Raw genomic sequence first — 13,844 nt, forward strand, 5'->3', positions numbered from 1 at the left:
CGACTCACAGGAATCCTCCAAAGTCATTAATGCCACGCACGGTACCGAACCCGGTGTCAGTGAATTCACCGGCGCTGCTGCTGTCGCCGAAGCCTGACAGCACGCGGAAAATATCGCGCTCACCGGTGGACTCAAATGCTATCTCAGTGGCCAGATTCAGGGCGGCATAGTTCGCCAGACAACCGGCAATCGCCGTATCGCCGTGACGCACCAGTTCGGGGTCTTTGAGGTCTTTTTTCTCCAGACTGGCCACCATCGGCACGCCATCGATATTTTCCACTGCCCGCAGATCCTGCGCCGTGTTCTCATCGCGTGGCAGAATGATCATGCAGTCCTCAAACAGACCGGTGAATTTCGGCATCCAGAAGCCGTACCACTTGCGGTTCAGGGTAATCTCGGCGATGCGCGGGCGACCATAGCGGTCGGCGGTATACTCGGCCAGTACCATCCCCGGTCCGGTGGCATCCATCGCACCGCCTGACTGGCGGGGAAGATGCTCGATGATCCAGAACAAAATCTGCTGCTGCAGCGCTGAGGGCACGTTGTTCAGCTCCAGCAGGAACGGAACGTCGCGACACAGGTTCTGCATGATGGCCATCGGTACGATGGAGGAGAAGTGACGGTGGCGGGCGAAGTCCATACCAAACACGTGACGCAGCTCCGGGTTCAGAGTCTCTGCCATCACCGGGCGCAGCTCCCTGTCAATCCAGTCATTACCCCATGACGCGCGCTCTGCCTCGGTCATATGGATAAAGTCATCATCAAGCGCGAGACGTATGACTGGCCGTTCCTCCGGCATGGCCCGCTCGATCCAGACACCGGGAATACAGATACCGTTACCGTCACGCGGGATGGCGTCCAACTCCTCGCGCATCGCCGCTTTACGCGGGCCATAGGCGTTACGGATGCGGTTATACCAGGTCTTTTTCCCTTCGACGGTTGCCGCTTCGCCTTTCATCGCGCAGACCCGCTCAAACAGGCCATTGGCGACAGCATCATCAAAGGTCACGGTAAATACGGCGGCGTCATTGCCATAGCGGCCCGCTTCAATATCGTTACAGAACTGACAGAACGGGTTGTTCTTGCCGTTATGGGAACTGATGATAACGATACGCCCGCCCCAGATAAGCAGTGCCGTCGCTGCATCCAGTACGCCCTGTACATCCTGGTGGAATGCCGCTTCGTCGATAACCACCACGCCCTGCAGACCACGGATGTTGGCTGGCCTGGACGAGAGCGCAGCAACCTGGAACCCGCTGGCAAAGCGGACCCGATAGGCCGCAATCATCCGGGTGTTGCCCTGTTCGTCCTGGTCCTCGAAGAGAAACTCCTCGATGGCAGAGACGTCCTGTGCCTGCTGTGCTGCGATGACCCTGGCGAACTTGGCCACGTAGCCGATGAATTCCAGCCCTTTCTCTTTGGTATCACCGATGTAGTAGACGTTGTCGCCGCCAGCGGCTTTCTGCGCCCCGGCTATCAGGGTCGAGTTAAGCCCCCAGGCAAAGGTGATGCCGGTACGACGGCCTTTCGGGATAGCCAGAATAGAGACGTCATACTTAAGGCATTCGACCTGGTGGGCCATCAGCACGCCGTCGGCAAACGGGTTGAAGCCGAACGGGATTTCCCTGGCCCGCGCCGGAAGCTCATCCCATTCAACGGTACGGATAGTGGACGCTAATGGTTTCATCACTTGATCCCCAGCACGCGCTCACGCCAGAACTGCACCTGGTCTTCGCTGAGTCCCTGCGCTCTGGCCGTCTCTTTCAGATTCTCTTCCTGCTCGCGCAGCAGCCGCTCACGGGCGGCACGCTCAATCTCGCGGCGCTCATCGAGGCTGGCCTTACGCGACTGCAGGACGTCTTTTGCTGCCCGGGCAAGGTGGCGCACCGTATCAATATCCGGATCTTCTTCCTGTTGGGCGGTAAAGGCGGCATGGGTGGTGAGCGTGGTGACAGCCTGAACCATCAGGGCACCGGCGCGTTCGTCGGGATTCTCACCCAGCTCACTCACCAGCAGGCGGGCCATCTGGTCCTGCTCGCGCATGCGACTGACCATTTCGCCAAACGTCTGCTTATAACGACCCAGCGCACTGCGGCTGGGTGCATCCTCGCCCGGGAAGTGCTCGTGGATATCGGCCAGCAGCTCATCCAGCGTCATACGGTCTTCCCGCAGACGGCGCTCGATATGGGCGCGGACGTCAGGCTCCAGACGGTGAATCGTGGACTTTCTTCCCATATCAGCCCCCCGCGCCGGGACGCTTCACACCAGGCACAATCGCCCGACCCGCAGCCACATCAGCGCCGCGTTCGGTCAGGCGGGCAACCAGCACCGTCCCGATATCTTCAACTGTCACCAGACCCTGCTCTTCAAGCCAGCGCAGCTCTGATTTAATCTGATCGCGGCTGGGGGCGTGGCCATAGCGGGTCAGTGCCTGGTAAATGACGGAACTGTTGGAGCTGTAGCTCGGCATTTCGGATAAAAAACGCAGCATGACGAGGCGCTGGTCCTCACGCAAAAAACTGGCAAAGTTCATGGGTCCTCCGTTATTTCTTCTGCAGCAGATAGGCTTCAATATTCTCAGTACGACGATAGGTGGCCGCTATCTGCTCCTGCATCCCGTGCATCTGGGCTTCAGTTCGGCTCAGTTTTGCGATGAGTTCGGTGATTTGCGACTGCGTTGGCACCGATTTAATCTGCGCCTCAACGGTGGTGATGCGGGTGCGCAGCTCCAGCAATTCCTTCTGACTGGCGGACTGGCGACCAATCAGCCAGGTATAGACACCGACCACCGCCATCACTGCCCATTGCAAAAATGCCCAGTCGAATCTCAGTTCATTTATTCCCACAGTTACCCTCCTGGGCACACTTGATGACTTCAACCAGTTGACCGGCGCACAGGCCGTACTGGTCATATAACTGCTTCTGAGCCACCGCGAGATCGTCCATGCTGCTACTTGCCGGAAACACCGGACGAGGGCATGGTACGGTCATCCTCGCGGGCAAGACCCGAGGAAGCGGCTGTTGCTGCTCTCTCACGGGCTCCGGCGAGTTCCTGCATGACGTCAGCATCAAACCTGCAACCAGCACGGCTGGCAGCGTTCTTTTTGAGAGCCTCACGAATGGCCTCCGTGGATTTTTCATCCGCCTGCTGGCGGGCGTTAATTTGCTGTGCCAGTAAGCTGCTGGCCTGATTCGCCTGCGCAGTCAGTTGCCTGGCCCCGTCGATAAACTGATTCAGGGAGTCGGCGGCCTGCTGAGTCTTCTGATTCGCAACCTCAAGTCGCACATCCGCTTCCCCGCGCTCGTATCCCTGATGCCAGATAAACCAGACCGATCCCAGTATCAGCGCTGCCCACAACAGATAACGGGCGAACACTTTCACCCACTCAGTCGACGTCATGGCACTCTCCCGGTCCCCAGCCCGCTGCCAGATAGCGCGGTTGCCAGGTGTAGATGATTTTCAGGGGATAGCCCCGGTTCTCGCGAAAGTTGGCTGCGCTCCGGCCCGCATTCACCTTTTCGACCTGGTTCCAGTAACGACTGGCATCCAGCCCGCGACTGGTGGCCAGCTTCCGGTCTTTCTGGACCCAGCCCAGACCGCCATTATAGGCCGACAGCACAAAAGCCATGCGGTCACAGTCGCTGGCGGTACCCGGGATACGCTGCCAGTGCCAGCGGTTGTACTGTACCAGCGCCCGCATGGCCCACGACGGGTTGTATGGCTGATGGTTTTTCAACTGGTCGGGGTAAATACCGGCAATCCAGCTGGCGGTGGCAGGCATAAACTGTGCCAGCCCCTGCGCTCCGACCGGAGAACGGGCGCGAGCGTTCCACTGTGATTCCTGATGGATTTGGGCGGCGAAGGTGGATACCGGAGCGTTGAGCCCCCAGACAGCGCGGGCATTGCGGGTCAGCTCGCGCTGGTATTGCCGGGCCTCAACCGGAATGCTGGCCGCAAAGACCGGATGGCAACCACTCAGCAGGCAAAGCAGGACGAGGGACAGCGCGAGTCGGATCATCGTCAGAGCCCCATCGTCACGCCGATACAAATCGCCGCGACAATCAGTGCCCGTCGCAGCAGAACGGCGGCAAAAATCAGCTCATAGCCGTGCGAGACCGGAAATTCCACTCTTCCCTCGCAACCGTGAGGTAGTGGTGGAGGGGCATCAGAATGGCTGTTATTTCCGGTGCTTCGCTTCTTCGCTTCTCGGGTTTTCCAGTTCTCAGTCAGATAACTCCCCGGGCTGGCATAGGGAAACAGTGCCCGATCAAGGTGGTAGCCGAGAATGGCGGCGATAGAAACCAGCGACAGCTTGTACAGCGTGACGCCGAGCTGTTCCGGGGAAATGACGGCAATAGCGGCCAGCAGCGCAACGGCAAGGATGATCCAGTTGCGCAGCCGCTGGTGACGGACCTTGTGAAGTAACGACATGAGGTGACTCCTGAAGATGAATGTGCCCGTGGGCTAAATAGATCAGGAGATAGTGTGTGTCAGAATGGGGTGCAGAGTAATTTGCCCCCGGGCAGAAAAAAGCCCGACAGATATCGGGCTTCCTGAAGGTTAATTCTGTTGTTGAGGTGTATTACCTATTTTCTTCAGTTGATCGCTGTGAACGTCAATAAAAGGAGCCATCTTACGCTGGAACCAGCCGATGTTAACCATTTCTGATTTCGGATAGTTCATTGCACGAAGCTGCTCGTTATAACACAACGCATCCAACACGCGGAGAACCGGTGGCTCATCCATTTCGATGGTCAGGCGCTTATCTGTGAATTCAGCAATGTTTTCCTCCGAGGGTTCGGTTTTCATCATCGCCTTCTCGATCTCTACAAATTGACGTGCCAGATCGAAGTGAAGTCGAGCCCTCTGAGAAGACCCCAACACCAGATTAATAGCTGATAGACCAGTCACCAACCCAAGGGCAACAAGTGCCACGGTTTTCCACGATTGTTCGAGTACCCCGTAAATGGCTGTTGAACCCAGCATCACGGATAACATATTGCTGACTTGATCTAACCTGTCGTAAAACGCCCGACGACGGTTGTGATATCTTACAGAACGACGGATATCAAACAGCAAGTGATGCCATTTTTTGGTGATGTTATCTTGTGCTTCCTCCATTTTTATCCCCTTTTGTTGGAAGTGGGTCCGGTGGAGCGAATGTGTTCGATATTACAATACCATCACGGATATCGCCAAAGTCAGTTGGTCGCTTGTCCTTATGGCTTTCTGTTATTGGGCCGGAGGGTCTTTGAGGCCTGCCATTAGATGGTTTTTGTTTTGATTTATCATTCATCTTTAATATCTCCTCTCAAGTCTACAGATTTGTCAAATAAATCCAATACGTCTAACAGGCTGTTGGGACGCGAGGAAATTTTCGAGATCGCCCTCGTAAAGAGCCAGTATTATTTTATGTAATGCATTGAAAAAAACGGTATAGCTTGCATCCTTATCAGGTTGAATGTCATGGATTTTATCAATGTGCTTAACCGCAACCTGGAAATCACCATCCGATTGTCTCCTCACCATGAAAACAATCTCAATTTGTGGTCTGAAATCACTTTTTTGCTTATCAAATACCGTAATTCGCACCCCAAAATGCCAGAAGGTATCATCATCCAGATACATAGCGCCTGGTATAGTGACCCTACCCTCGGACGGCTCAACAGTATCAGGGTTAAACCATTCAACGTTTTCTTCAGGCACCTCAAGGTATCTGATAAAACGCATTCCAAAATCACGAGCGAACTTATGACAATGGGCGCGATACACAATAAATTTTTTTTGTGACTCATCAAACGCTGCGCAAATCTCTTCAAATTTACTCATCAAATCCCCCAGAGTTTATTAGTCCACGGACAGATTAATTCTTGTTTTCTTAGTGTTAGCGTTTCTGGAGAAAGAGCGGCCTGCGGGATGCGTCAACATCCTGCAGGCCAGTAACACACAGAGCATTCCTGTGAGTCACATCATGGCTCAGTCCGTCTCGCGAGACAGATTCAGCCTACTGCATTTTCATTCAATGAAAAAGGCTTACAGAATATGAAATCTCAGTTTTTGCCAGTATTACCGTGGATGGGGGGCAAACGCCGCCTGGCCAGACATATTCTTCCGTTATTTCCGTCACACACCTGCTACGTGGAGCCGTTCTGCGGTGCAGCTGCGCTCTACTTCATGAAAGAGCCCAGCAAGGTAGAGGTCATCAACGATATCCACGGAGAACTGATTAACCTGTACCGGGTGATCAAGCATCACCTTGATGAGTTTGTCCGGCAGTTCAGGTGGGCACTGGTCAGTCGGCAGATATACCGCTGGATGAAGGATACCCCGGAAGAAACACTGACCGACATTCAACGGGCGGCCCGCTTCTTCTACCTGCAGAAACAGGCGTTTGGCGGCAAAGTGGCCGATCACACCTTTGGCACTACTACCACCAGCGCACCACGCCTTAACCTGCTGCGCATCGAAGAAGAACTGTCGCTGGCTCACCTGCGACTTTCCAGAACCACCATTGAGCACCTTGACTGGGCTACCTGCATTAAGCGGTACGACAGGCCACATACGCTTTTTTACTGTGACCCACCGTACCTGAAAACTGAGGGGTATGGCGTTGAATTTGGGCTGGAGGAATATGTGCGCATGGCGGAACTGGCGCGCACCATCAGCGGGAAAATGGTTATATCGGTGAACGATATTGAGGAAATGAGGGAAACCTTTGCCGGACTACGGATTCAGACGGTCGATATCCGCTACAACCTGCAGACAACGGGTAAAGCTGAACTCAAGCGAGAGCTAATTATCTGCAATTTCTAATCATATCCTGAAGAGAATGGCCGATATCGGCCATTCTGACTCTAGTTCAATTACTCTGCGTTCTATGCGTTTGAGGGCGTTTTGGACACACCTGGAGTACAGCCATTTTTTACCCTAAGTAGTTGCAGTTGTGACAGTCGGGTATTTGCACTCTCAAGAGCACTATTTTTTTCCATAGTATTGCCGATGCCAAAATCACCCAAAAAGGAAAGAACTGAACGACCATCGAACTCACTTTCTTTATCAACATGTTGCAGAAAACCATGAACTTTGGCTTCCTCTAACTCTATTTCACGGCAAGACATAGTCTCCTTCTCATACTGAGTAAGTTCACCTTGTCGACCATAATTCTTTGTTGAACACCCAGTCACTAAAACCAAAGCAACTGCACTAACCCAGAGATAACGCATATTTATTCCTTACTTTGCTGTGCTAGTGGGGCAAATCAGCCCCAAAGACATCCCCGTAGCTCAATTATTACTATCGGGTGACGTTTTATTTTTCAGATAGTCAGCAATGCTCACCACATTACTTTTCCCAAACTCTCATTACTAGCTTGCGAACTTGCTTGGTTTTGGTTGTGCAAGCCCTTTGCCGACCTCAAGAATCGCCCTCCGTTGCTCTGGTGTCATCCCATCGAATGCATCCAGTAACTCTTTTTTTTCTGGAGACATCGCCTGCACCTCCTTTACAGAATGATCATTGCTCACTCCTGTGAGCAACCATGTTATATCAACGCCGAACTCCTGATGTATCCGTAGGAGGAAATCTCCGCCAGGCATAGCTTTACCATTTTCAATTTGGCTAATGCCTCCATTGGATATCCCCAGGCGAGCGGCAAAATCACGCTGGTTTAATCCAGCTTGTTTTCGAATAGAAATCACTCTCTCACCCACAGAAATGCTCATAAAAATGAATCTCGACATTGATATGCTCAAAATAATGAGCAATAATCTAACACACATAAGGCAAACATCATTGCATCAATAAAGGGGACAACGATGACTGCAGAACAAGTCAAAGCACTCTTTCGCCAGCGAGGGGTCACTTTCACCCAGTGGGCTGAAGAGCATGGCTACTCCCGGAACGAGGTCTACCGGGTTCTCAACGGCCAGACCAAAGCCAACTACGGTAAATCGCACGAGATCGCCGTCAAGTTGGGCCTCAAATCCGGCAACGTTGCAGCCTGAAATACCTGCAATAAGTGTAACAGTGTTTCGTATATAGAAAAGAGGTATGTGACATGAACAAGGTAATCACATCCACATCCGGTGGTCGCATCCTGCGGGTGCTCAAGGCGCTTAAAGGTGCCTCACTAACAGGCCGCTCCAACAGCGAGCTTGCTAAAGCACTGGACGAATCACCGGCCAATATCAACCGCGCCCTCAATACCCTTATTGAAGAAGGATTGGCCCAGAAGCTGGACAATGGTCGTTTCGCTCTGAGCGTTCAGCTTCTGCAAATTGCCCTTGCTCACAGCAATGAAATGGCTCGTGCTCAGGGCCGCATTGATGAGATGAACCAGCGCATCGTCTCTGGTAGCCACTAATTAAGGAAAGACACAAATGGCACGTACCAAATCGCAACCTGCTGAACTAATACCGGACGTCGCGTTAAATCCAGAACTTGAGGCCACCCAGAACCTGATAGCCACGGTCAGCAGCCAGATGAATGACGAACGTGACCTGCTGAACCAGCTACTTGGTCAGGCTCAGATGGCGGGTGCTTTCGAAGATTTTTCCCGCACGGTGCGGACTTCTAAACTGGCTTTTGTTAAGGAAAACAAGCTGTACCGGAATTTAAAGGATGCAAAAAATCCGCACGGTGCGGAAAAACTATCTGGAACTTGGGAAGAGTTTTGCGGCTTGCTGGGCAGGTCTGTTGATCAAGTAGACAGAGATATTGCCAATCTTACCGCCTTCGGCGAAGAAGCCCTTGAATCCATGTCCCGCATGGGCATCGGCTACCGCGAACTGCGCCAGTTCCGTCGCCTGCCGGAAGACCAGAAAAGTGCCCTGATCGAAGTGGCCAAAGAAGGCGACAAAACCGCGCTGCTTGAACTGGCCGAAGAAATGATCGCCAAACATGCTCGCGAGAAGGAAGAGCTGAAGACCGACCTTGAAATCAGTCGCCAGATGCTGGCCGAGAAAAAGGAAGAACTCGGCACGATGCGCAATGAAAAAGAAGAACTCAAGTCCCGTCTGGTTCGCCGCACCACCACTGAAACCCCGGACGAAGAAGGCGTGGCGCTTGAGACGGAAGTCACCGGCTTTAAAAGCGGGGTTCTCAGCGCATTCTTTGACCTTAAAAGCGGTTTCAACGCGCTGACCGAGCACACCGAACGCACCGGCATCAACCATACCGGCATGATGGCGGGCCTGCTCGATGACCTTCAGGCGCAGTTTGAAGAGCTGCGTCAGGAATTCAGCCTGCCGGAAGCCCGCGAGACCAGCGTGATACCGGACTGGGTAACAGAAGCACAGCAAGAGGCCAGCAATCATGATGACGAATAAAACAAACCAGTTACTGCAGGCTGCAACCAGAGCTAATGGTAAATGTCTGCTTAATCAGGACGATGTAAATCAAATGCCCCCTGAGTTTTCAGCATCCCATAAAGCATCTTTCGGGCCTCAAGTAATCGGGCAGACTGCCCTACGTGGCGGTTCTGAACAGCATGATTGTAATCGTCATATGCCTCTTTCCACTGGGGTTCAAGGCGGCTCAGGACTTCAGGATGCTCATGCGCCATTGCCATTAGTACATCAAACAATGCAACAAAAACCCCACTCGCCCAGTCGTCCGTGTGGTCGGTTTCTTTCTTTAATTGCTCGTATTCGTTGCTTTTCATTATTTAAACATCCTGCCTCAAAGGAAGAGAGTTCAAGGTATCACAATAAATAAGGGCAATAACTATGAATCCAGTCCTTACTCAGCGACTCGTTGCCATTGCTGAAGCGGCCAGTGCAGCCGGTCATGGCAACAAAGAAGCGGTGTATCAGGCCGCCTGCGAGGAATTGTGTATGTCACGTGCCACATTGCTCAAAAAACTGAATGCTGTCCGCCTGCAGAAGCCGAGAAAACAACGCTCTGATGCCGGTGATTCCGCGCTGACCCGCGAGGAGGCGATGACCATTTCCGGCACTCTGATGGAAACCATTCGCGGGACGGGCAAACGTACCCTCAGCGTGGAAAAAGCCATCAACAGCCTGCGCGATAACGGTCTGATCGTCAGCGGCAGGCTTGATGAGACCACCGGTGAGATTGTGCCGCTGTCGGCCAGCGCCATTATCCGCGCCCTGCGCCAGTACCGCCTGCACCCTGACCAGCTGCGGGCACCGGCTCCGGCAGTGCAGCTGGCCAGCCGCCACCCGAACCACGTCTGGCAGCTGGATGCGTCTATCTGCGTGCTTTATTACCTCAAGAACCCGGCCAAAGGGGTTAAAGGTGATACCGGACTGCGCATCATGGATGAGAAAGAGTTCAACAAAAATAAACCTGCCAACGTGGCCAAAGTCGTCAATGATCGCGTCTGGTCTTTTGAAGGAACCGACCACACTACCGGGTGGATCTACCTGGAGTACCGGTTCGGTGGCGAAACCACCGAGAACTTCACCTCGGTGCTCATCAATATGATGCAGGAGCGCGGCGGCGCTGACGTGCTGCACGGGGTGCCGAAGGTGCTGTTCACAGACCCCGGCGCAGCCCTGAAGTCCCCCACGATGGGCAATCTGTGCCAGGCGCTGGGTATCAGGCTGATTGCGCACAAAGCCCGCAACGCCCGGGCCACCGGCTCGGTGGAAAAGGCCCGTGACATTCTCGAACGGGATTTCGAACATGGCCTGCGCTTCTGTCGGGTGGAGAGCATCGACGAACTGAACCGCCTGGCGCGTCTGTGGCGGATGAAGTTCAACCGCACGGCCATTCACAGCCGTTACGGCATGGCCCGCACGGATAAATGGTTGCTGATCACCGAAGAGCAGCTGGTCAAGGCCCCCTCTGTTGAGGTCTGCCGGGAAGCAGCAGTGTCAGCGCCGGTCTGCTGTAAGGTGGACAGCTTTGTCCGGGTACGTTTCCGGGGGCGGCAGTACGACGTTTCCGCTGTGCCGGGTGTCTGTGTGAATGACCGGGTGATGGTTGCCCGCAACCTCTACCGGGACGATCAGGCTCAGGTGGTGATGACCGGTGAGGATGGTCTGAAATCGTTCTTCCTGGTTGACGAGGTGCAGAAAGACGAACACGGCTTTGCTGTTGATGCCCCGGTTATCGGTGAGAGCTTTAAACCGCTGCCCCAGACCGTTGCTCAGCAGCATCTTGATGAAGTTGAGCAGCACGTCTTCGGCACGGCCAGTAAAGAAGAAACCGAGGCCGCGAGAAAAGGCAAAGCCCTGCCGTTCGGGGGACGTTTCAACCCATATCTCGATATTGAACGCGACGATCACCCGACCTACCTGCCAAAACGCGGCCAGGAAAGTCAGGTTCGTGGCCCGCGCATCGAGCAGCGTCCGTTATCCCATGTTGAGGCGGCTAAATTACTGCGTGAGCGTCTGACGGCAACTGGCCATAACTGGTTCCCGGAACACTACGCGCAGCTGGTCAGTCGCTTTCCGGAAGGCGTTCCGGCAGAAGATATTGACGCCATCGCGCAGGAGCTGGCCGGGAACAAAGCGCCACGGCTCAGCATCGTTAACGGCCATTAACGGGAGGCACCCATGCTGGTATTGAAAGACCTGATGAAGCAGCACGGTATTGAACAGACGGAAGTCGCTGCAGCAGCAGCTGTTTCGCAGCCCGCCGTTTCACAGCTGATTAACCACGGCATCTGGCCAAAGCGTCGCCCTGAAGAAGTGCGGCAGAATATTATGACATTCCTGGCATCACGCGGGCTCGGGGAGGAATTATCCCGGGCGTTTGATGAGGTACTGACGGCGGAACCCGCCAGTACCTCCGTCCCGCAACAGGCAAATAACGAAGAGGACGAAAATATGTTACTGGCAAAACAGGTATTAAATCCAGTCACCAAAAAGCAATTCGGTATTTTCCGTGACCCGTTTGCGGATGACGCCATGCAGAGTTCAGAGGACGTGTTCACCACGCCGGATATTCGCTATGTCCGCGAGGCACTGTATCAGACGGCCCGTTTTGGCGGATTTATGGCGGTTATCGGGGAATCCGGCGCGGGGAAAAGCACGCTGCGCCGCGACCTGATTGAGCGTATTCACCGCGAAAATGCGCCGGTCATCGTCATTGAGCCCTATATCATCGCGATGGAAGACAACGACAACAAAGGGAAGACCCTGAAAGCGGCCAGCATCGCCGAAGCCATCATTAACACCATTGCGCCTCTGGAGAACGTCAAACGCAGTCAGGAGGCCCGTTTTCGCCAGTTACACCGCGTACTGAAGGACTCCAGCAACGCCGGTTACAGCCACGTTCTGGTGATTGAGGAGGCACATTCACTGCCGCTGCCCACGCTGAAGCACCTGAAACGCTTCTTTGAGCTGGAGCATGGCTTTAAAAAGCTGCTGTCCATCGTGCTGATTGGCCAGCCGGAACTGGCGATGAAGCTGTCTGAACGCAACCAGGAAGTCCGTGAGGTAGTTCAGCGCTGCGAAGTAGTTGAACTGCTGCCGCTGGACACAGAGCTGGAGCGCTTTCTGAAGTTCAAATTCGAACGAGCCGGAAAACCAATAACTGATGTGCTGGATAACACCGCTGTCGACGCTATCCGTGCCCGCCTCAGTAACAATATCGGCGGTCGCAGAGGGGTTGTCAGCCTGTTATATCCTCTGGCGGTCAGCAATCTGGTGATTGCAGCCATGAATATGGCGGCGCAGCTCGGTGTTCCGGTTGTTAATGCCGACGTTATTAAGGCGGTTTAAATGAAAACAATACCGAACGTTAATAAACAGCTGGCTGATTTGATGAATGCCATTGCGGCACTCAATGCAATGAATACGCCTGTCACCAGCATCATGATTTATTCAGGAAAGCCGGTTATTCGTGTTTCTCGCGACAGTCCGTGCGTCAGTCATTTCAGGGGGAAAAAGTCGGGTTATACCATGACAGGTATTGACCATCAGGGGCGTTACCGTCAGGGGGAAGTTGAGATGTATGGTTGCAGGGTTATCTGGTCAGAGTCATTACTTCACTGAAGGGAAAATATAATGGCAATAAAGATAGAGATTTTAATCGCGCTGACGCCAGAAGGATTTATCTATTGCAAAATGACCGGCGCAAATACAAAAGACGCGAGTGAAAGTGAGCTGGCGACGCTTGAGTCATTAAAGCCCGTTGTAAATGAATCTGTTCTCAACAAACTGAAACAGAGCGGATATCGGGTTGCAGCTGATTATCTGCAGCCTTCCGGCAAATCACATTAAACACTGAGGTCATATTATGACGACAATTAATCAGGACGAATACATGAAAGACCGTAAAGGTCGCCTGGTTCCGATAAGCCAGATTTCTGATTACGATCTGGCAATGGACAGTTTTGTCCGGGAACAGGTTTCTGCTGCAAAGATAAAGCGTGATGAACTCAGCGAGTTTAAACGTCGCGCCTTTGATGAATGTTATGCCTGGCTTGACCTTGTGGCTGAAAAATATGGCAGAACTCGCGGCGGCGCAAAGGGTAATGTGACATTCAGCAGCTTTGACGGTAGCGAGCAAATCACTATTCGTGTACAGGAAACGCTGACGTTCGGGCCGGAGCTACAGATTGCTAAAGATCTGTTTGATGAATGCGTCACTGAATGGTCGAAAGATGCCAATGTTAACCTGCGGGCTATTGTGAGCGATGCTTTCCAGGTTGATAAAGAGGGACAGCTTAACACCGGGCGTATTCTCTCCCTGCGAAGGGTAAAAATCCAGGATGAGCGCTGGATTAAGGCAATGGATGCGATATCGGAATCGCTGCAGGTGGCCATGTCCAAAACCTATATTAATTTCCGGGAGAAAGATAAGTCCGGGAAGCTGGTTAATATACCGTTAGATATCGCTGCTATTTAATTTATTTCTCCATTTCTTTTTA

General features: G+C 53.3%; 23 protein-coding genes. 9 read left to right on the top strand and 14 right to left on the bottom strand.

Annotated features, from left to right (window positions below):
- Positions 1-4: 4 nt before the first annotated feature.
- From ACOI6Z_RS16390 to ACOI6Z_RS16440, 11 genes are all read right to left on the bottom strand, one after another.
- Positions 5-1,687, bottom strand: coding sequence for a hypothetical protein (locus ACOI6Z_RS16390; RefSeq protein ID WP_073550117.1), 1,683 nt, complete (start codon positions 1,685-1,687; stop codon positions 5-7).
- Positions 1,687-2,235, bottom strand: coding sequence for a phage protein Gp27 family protein (locus ACOI6Z_RS16395; protein WP_016808584.1), 549 nt, complete (start codon positions 2,233-2,235; stop codon positions 1,687-1,689). The genes ACOI6Z_RS16390 and ACOI6Z_RS16395 overlap by 1 nt, the downstream gene beginning before the upstream one ends.
- Before the next feature lies 1 nt (position 2,236).
- Entirely contained in the window at positions 2,237-2,533 is a 297-nt protein-coding gene (locus ACOI6Z_RS16400) for a hypothetical protein (RefSeq protein WP_016808585.1), read from the bottom strand.
- Between the two features lie 10 nt (positions 2,534-2,543).
- Entirely contained in the window at positions 2,544-2,846 is a 303-nt protein-coding gene (locus tag ACOI6Z_RS16405; protein WP_032742847.1) for a DUF2730 family protein, read from the bottom strand.
- Positions 2,833-3,036 carry a hypothetical protein gene (locus ACOI6Z_RS16410; protein WP_419144187.1) on the bottom strand — a complete coding sequence of 68 codons (204 nt, stop codon included), beginning with the start codon at positions 3,034-3,036 and terminating at the stop codon, positions 2,833-2,835. The genes ACOI6Z_RS16405 and ACOI6Z_RS16410 overlap by 14 nt, the downstream gene beginning before the upstream one ends.
- Positions 2,951-3,400: a hypothetical protein gene (locus ACOI6Z_RS16415; protein WP_073550119.1), complete on the bottom strand. Its 450-nt coding sequence runs from the start codon at positions 3,398-3,400 to the stop codon at positions 2,951-2,953. The genes ACOI6Z_RS16410 and ACOI6Z_RS16415 overlap by 86 nt, the downstream gene beginning before the upstream one ends.
- Entirely contained in the window at positions 3,387-4,019 is a 633-nt protein-coding gene (locus tag ACOI6Z_RS16420) for a transglycosylase SLT domain-containing protein (protein ID WP_073550121.1), read from the bottom strand. The genes ACOI6Z_RS16415 and ACOI6Z_RS16420 overlap by 14 nt, the downstream gene beginning before the upstream one ends.
- Positions 4,020-4,021: 2 nt before the next feature.
- Positions 4,022-4,432, bottom strand: coding sequence for a putative holin (locus ACOI6Z_RS16425; RefSeq protein WP_073550123.1), 411 nt, complete (start codon positions 4,430-4,432; stop codon positions 4,022-4,024).
- Between the two features lie 129 nt (positions 4,433-4,561).
- On the bottom strand, positions 4,562-5,122 hold the full coding sequence (locus tag ACOI6Z_RS16430; protein WP_032742842.1) for a hypothetical protein: 561 nt from the start codon (positions 5,120-5,122) through the stop codon (positions 4,562-4,564).
- Positions 5,103-5,297 (bottom strand): hypothetical protein, encoded by a 195-nt coding sequence (locus ACOI6Z_RS16435; protein WP_177945189.1) that lies wholly within the window; start codon positions 5,295-5,297, stop codon positions 5,103-5,105. Before ACOI6Z_RS16435 ends, ACOI6Z_RS16430 begins: the two co-directional genes overlap by 20 nt.
- A 32-nt stretch (positions 5,298-5,329) precedes the next feature.
- A complete protein-coding gene (locus ACOI6Z_RS16440) occupies positions 5,330-5,830 on the bottom strand; it encodes a hypothetical protein (protein ID WP_073550125.1) in 501 nt (166 codons plus the stop codon).
- Between the two features lie 213 nt (positions 5,831-6,043).
- Here ACOI6Z_RS16440 and ACOI6Z_RS16445 point away from each other — a divergent pair, with 213 nt between their 5' ends.
- Positions 6,044-6,814, top strand: a complete 771-nt coding sequence (locus ACOI6Z_RS16445; protein WP_073550127.1) for a DNA adenine methylase — start codon at positions 6,044-6,046, stop codon at positions 6,812-6,814.
- A gap of 62 nt (positions 6,815-6,876) precedes the next feature.
- Here the strand turns inward: ACOI6Z_RS16445 and ACOI6Z_RS16450 are convergent, their stop codons facing one another.
- Complete coding sequence (locus ACOI6Z_RS16450) at positions 6,877-7,224, bottom strand: hypothetical protein (protein WP_073550129.1); 348 nt, start codon at positions 7,222-7,224, stop codon at positions 6,877-6,879.
- A 141-nt stretch (positions 7,225-7,365) separates the two neighbouring features.
- A complete protein-coding gene (locus tag ACOI6Z_RS16455; RefSeq protein WP_025712876.1) occupies positions 7,366-7,722 on the bottom strand; it encodes a helix-turn-helix domain-containing protein in 357 nt (118 codons plus the stop codon).
- A gap of 93 nt (positions 7,723-7,815) precedes the next feature.
- Between ACOI6Z_RS16455 and ACOI6Z_RS16460 the strand changes: the two genes are divergently transcribed.
- From ACOI6Z_RS16460 to ACOI6Z_RS16470, 3 genes are read left to right on the top strand one after another with little or no spacing between them, the layout of a single operon-like run.
- Positions 7,816-8,004 (top strand): DNA-binding protein, encoded by a 189-nt coding sequence (locus ACOI6Z_RS16460; protein WP_032742834.1) that lies wholly within the window; start codon positions 7,816-7,818, stop codon positions 8,002-8,004.
- A gap of 53 nt (positions 8,005-8,057) precedes the next feature.
- Positions 8,058-8,363, top strand: coding sequence for a helix-turn-helix domain-containing protein (locus ACOI6Z_RS16465; RefSeq protein WP_032742833.1), 306 nt, complete (start codon positions 8,058-8,060; stop codon positions 8,361-8,363).
- 16 nt (positions 8,364-8,379) lie between these two features.
- Complete coding sequence (locus ACOI6Z_RS16470) at positions 8,380-9,327, top strand: hypothetical protein (protein WP_073550131.1); 948 nt, start codon at positions 8,380-8,382, stop codon at positions 9,325-9,327.
- Between the two features lie 50 nt (positions 9,328-9,377).
- Here ACOI6Z_RS16470 and ACOI6Z_RS16475 read toward each other — a convergent pair whose 3' ends face one another.
- Positions 9,378-9,662 (bottom strand): hypothetical protein, encoded by a 285-nt coding sequence (locus tag ACOI6Z_RS16475; RefSeq protein WP_073550133.1) that lies wholly within the window; start codon positions 9,660-9,662, stop codon positions 9,378-9,380.
- 64 nt (positions 9,663-9,726) lie between these two features.
- On the opposite strand from ACOI6Z_RS16475, the gene ACOI6Z_RS16480 reads away from it, so the two are divergent.
- From ACOI6Z_RS16480 to ACOI6Z_RS16500, 5 genes are read left to right on the top strand one after another with little or no spacing between them, the layout of a single operon-like run.
- Entirely contained in the window at positions 9,727-11,511 is a 1,785-nt protein-coding gene (locus tag ACOI6Z_RS16480; protein WP_073550135.1) for a DDE-type integrase/transposase/recombinase, read from the top strand.
- Between the two features lie 12 nt (positions 11,512-11,523).
- Positions 11,524-12,693 carry an ExeA family protein gene (locus tag ACOI6Z_RS16485; RefSeq protein WP_073550137.1) on the top strand — a complete coding sequence of 390 codons (1,170 nt, stop codon included), beginning with the start codon at positions 11,524-11,526 and terminating at the stop codon, positions 12,691-12,693.
- A complete protein-coding gene (locus ACOI6Z_RS16490) occupies positions 12,694-12,966 on the top strand; it encodes a hypothetical protein (protein ID WP_032742827.1) in 273 nt (90 codons plus the stop codon).
- Positions 12,967-12,978: 12 nt separating this feature from the next.
- Entirely contained in the window at positions 12,979-13,194 is a 216-nt protein-coding gene (locus ACOI6Z_RS16495) for a hypothetical protein (RefSeq protein WP_032742824.1), read from the top strand.
- A 43-nt stretch (positions 13,195-13,237) separates the two neighbouring features.
- Entirely contained in the window at positions 13,238-13,822 is a 585-nt protein-coding gene (locus ACOI6Z_RS16500) for a DUF3164 family protein (protein ID WP_227502559.1), read from the top strand.
- Positions 13,823-13,844 lie beyond the last annotated feature (22 nt).

This window comes from Klebsiella sp. C239, from assembly GCF_048822715.1.
Classification (GTDB): Bacteria; Pseudomonadota; Gammaproteobacteria; order Enterobacterales; family Enterobacteriaceae; genus Klebsiella; species Klebsiella quasipneumoniae.

Excerpts from the sequence above, each read along its gene's own strand:
- ACOI6Z_RS16390 (WP_073550117.1), bottom strand. The coding sequence starts at position 1,687 with ATGAAACCATTAGCGTCCACTATCCGTACCGTTGAATGGGATGAGCTT.
- ACOI6Z_RS16395 (WP_016808584.1), bottom strand. The coding sequence starts at position 2,235 with ATGGGAAGAAAGTCCACGATTCACCGTCTGGAGCCTGACGTCCGCGCC.
- ACOI6Z_RS16400 (WP_016808585.1), bottom strand. The coding sequence starts at position 2,533 with ATGAACTTTGCCAGTTTTTTGCGTGAGGACCAGCGCCTCGTCATGCTG.
- ACOI6Z_RS16415 (WP_073550119.1), bottom strand. The coding sequence starts at position 3,400 with ATGACGTCGACTGAGTGGGTGAAAGTGTTCGCCCGTTATCTGTTGTGG.
- ACOI6Z_RS16420 (WP_073550121.1), bottom strand. The coding sequence starts at position 4,019 with ATGATCCGACTCGCGCTGTCCCTCGTCCTGCTTTGCCTGCTGAGTGGT.
- ACOI6Z_RS16425 (WP_073550123.1), bottom strand. The coding sequence starts at position 4,432 with ATGTCGTTACTTCACAAGGTCCGTCACCAGCGGCTGCGCAACTGGATC.
- ACOI6Z_RS16430 (WP_032742842.1), bottom strand. The coding sequence starts at position 5,122 with ATGGAGGAAGCACAAGATAACATCACCAAAAAATGGCATCACTTGCTG.
- ACOI6Z_RS16435 (WP_177945189.1), bottom strand. The coding sequence starts at position 5,297 with ATGAATGATAAATCAAAACAAAAACCATCTAATGGCAGGCCTCAAAGA.
- ACOI6Z_RS16440 (WP_073550125.1), bottom strand. The coding sequence starts at position 5,830 with ATGAGTAAATTTGAAGAGATTTGCGCAGCGTTTGATGAGTCACAAAAA.
- ACOI6Z_RS16445 (WP_073550127.1), top strand. The coding sequence starts at position 6,044 with ATGAAATCTCAGTTTTTGCCAGTATTACCGTGGATGGGGGGCAAACGC.
- ACOI6Z_RS16450 (WP_073550129.1), bottom strand. The coding sequence starts at position 7,224 with ATGCGTTATCTCTGGGTTAGTGCAGTTGCTTTGGTTTTAGTGACTGGG.
- ACOI6Z_RS16455 (WP_025712876.1), bottom strand. The coding sequence starts at position 7,722 with ATGAGCATTTCTGTGGGTGAGAGAGTGATTTCTATTCGAAAACAAGCT.
- ACOI6Z_RS16460 (WP_032742834.1), top strand. The coding sequence starts at position 7,816 with ATGACTGCAGAACAAGTCAAAGCACTCTTTCGCCAGCGAGGGGTCACT.
- ACOI6Z_RS16465 (WP_032742833.1), top strand. The coding sequence starts at position 8,058 with ATGAACAAGGTAATCACATCCACATCCGGTGGTCGCATCCTGCGGGTG.
- ACOI6Z_RS16470 (WP_073550131.1), top strand. The coding sequence starts at position 8,380 with ATGGCACGTACCAAATCGCAACCTGCTGAACTAATACCGGACGTCGCG.
- ACOI6Z_RS16475 (WP_073550133.1), bottom strand. The coding sequence starts at position 9,662 with ATGAAAAGCAACGAATACGAGCAATTAAAGAAAGAAACCGACCACACG.
- ACOI6Z_RS16480 (WP_073550135.1), top strand. The coding sequence starts at position 9,727 with ATGAATCCAGTCCTTACTCAGCGACTCGTTGCCATTGCTGAAGCGGCC.
- ACOI6Z_RS16485 (WP_073550137.1), top strand. The coding sequence starts at position 11,524 with ATGCTGGTATTGAAAGACCTGATGAAGCAGCACGGTATTGAACAGACG.
- ACOI6Z_RS16490 (WP_032742827.1), top strand. The coding sequence starts at position 12,694 with ATGAAAACAATACCGAACGTTAATAAACAGCTGGCTGATTTGATGAAT.
- ACOI6Z_RS16495 (WP_032742824.1), top strand. The coding sequence starts at position 12,979 with ATGGCAATAAAGATAGAGATTTTAATCGCGCTGACGCCAGAAGGATTT.
- ACOI6Z_RS16500 (WP_227502559.1), top strand. The coding sequence starts at position 13,238 with ATGAAAGACCGTAAAGGTCGCCTGGTTCCGATAAGCCAGATTTCTGAT.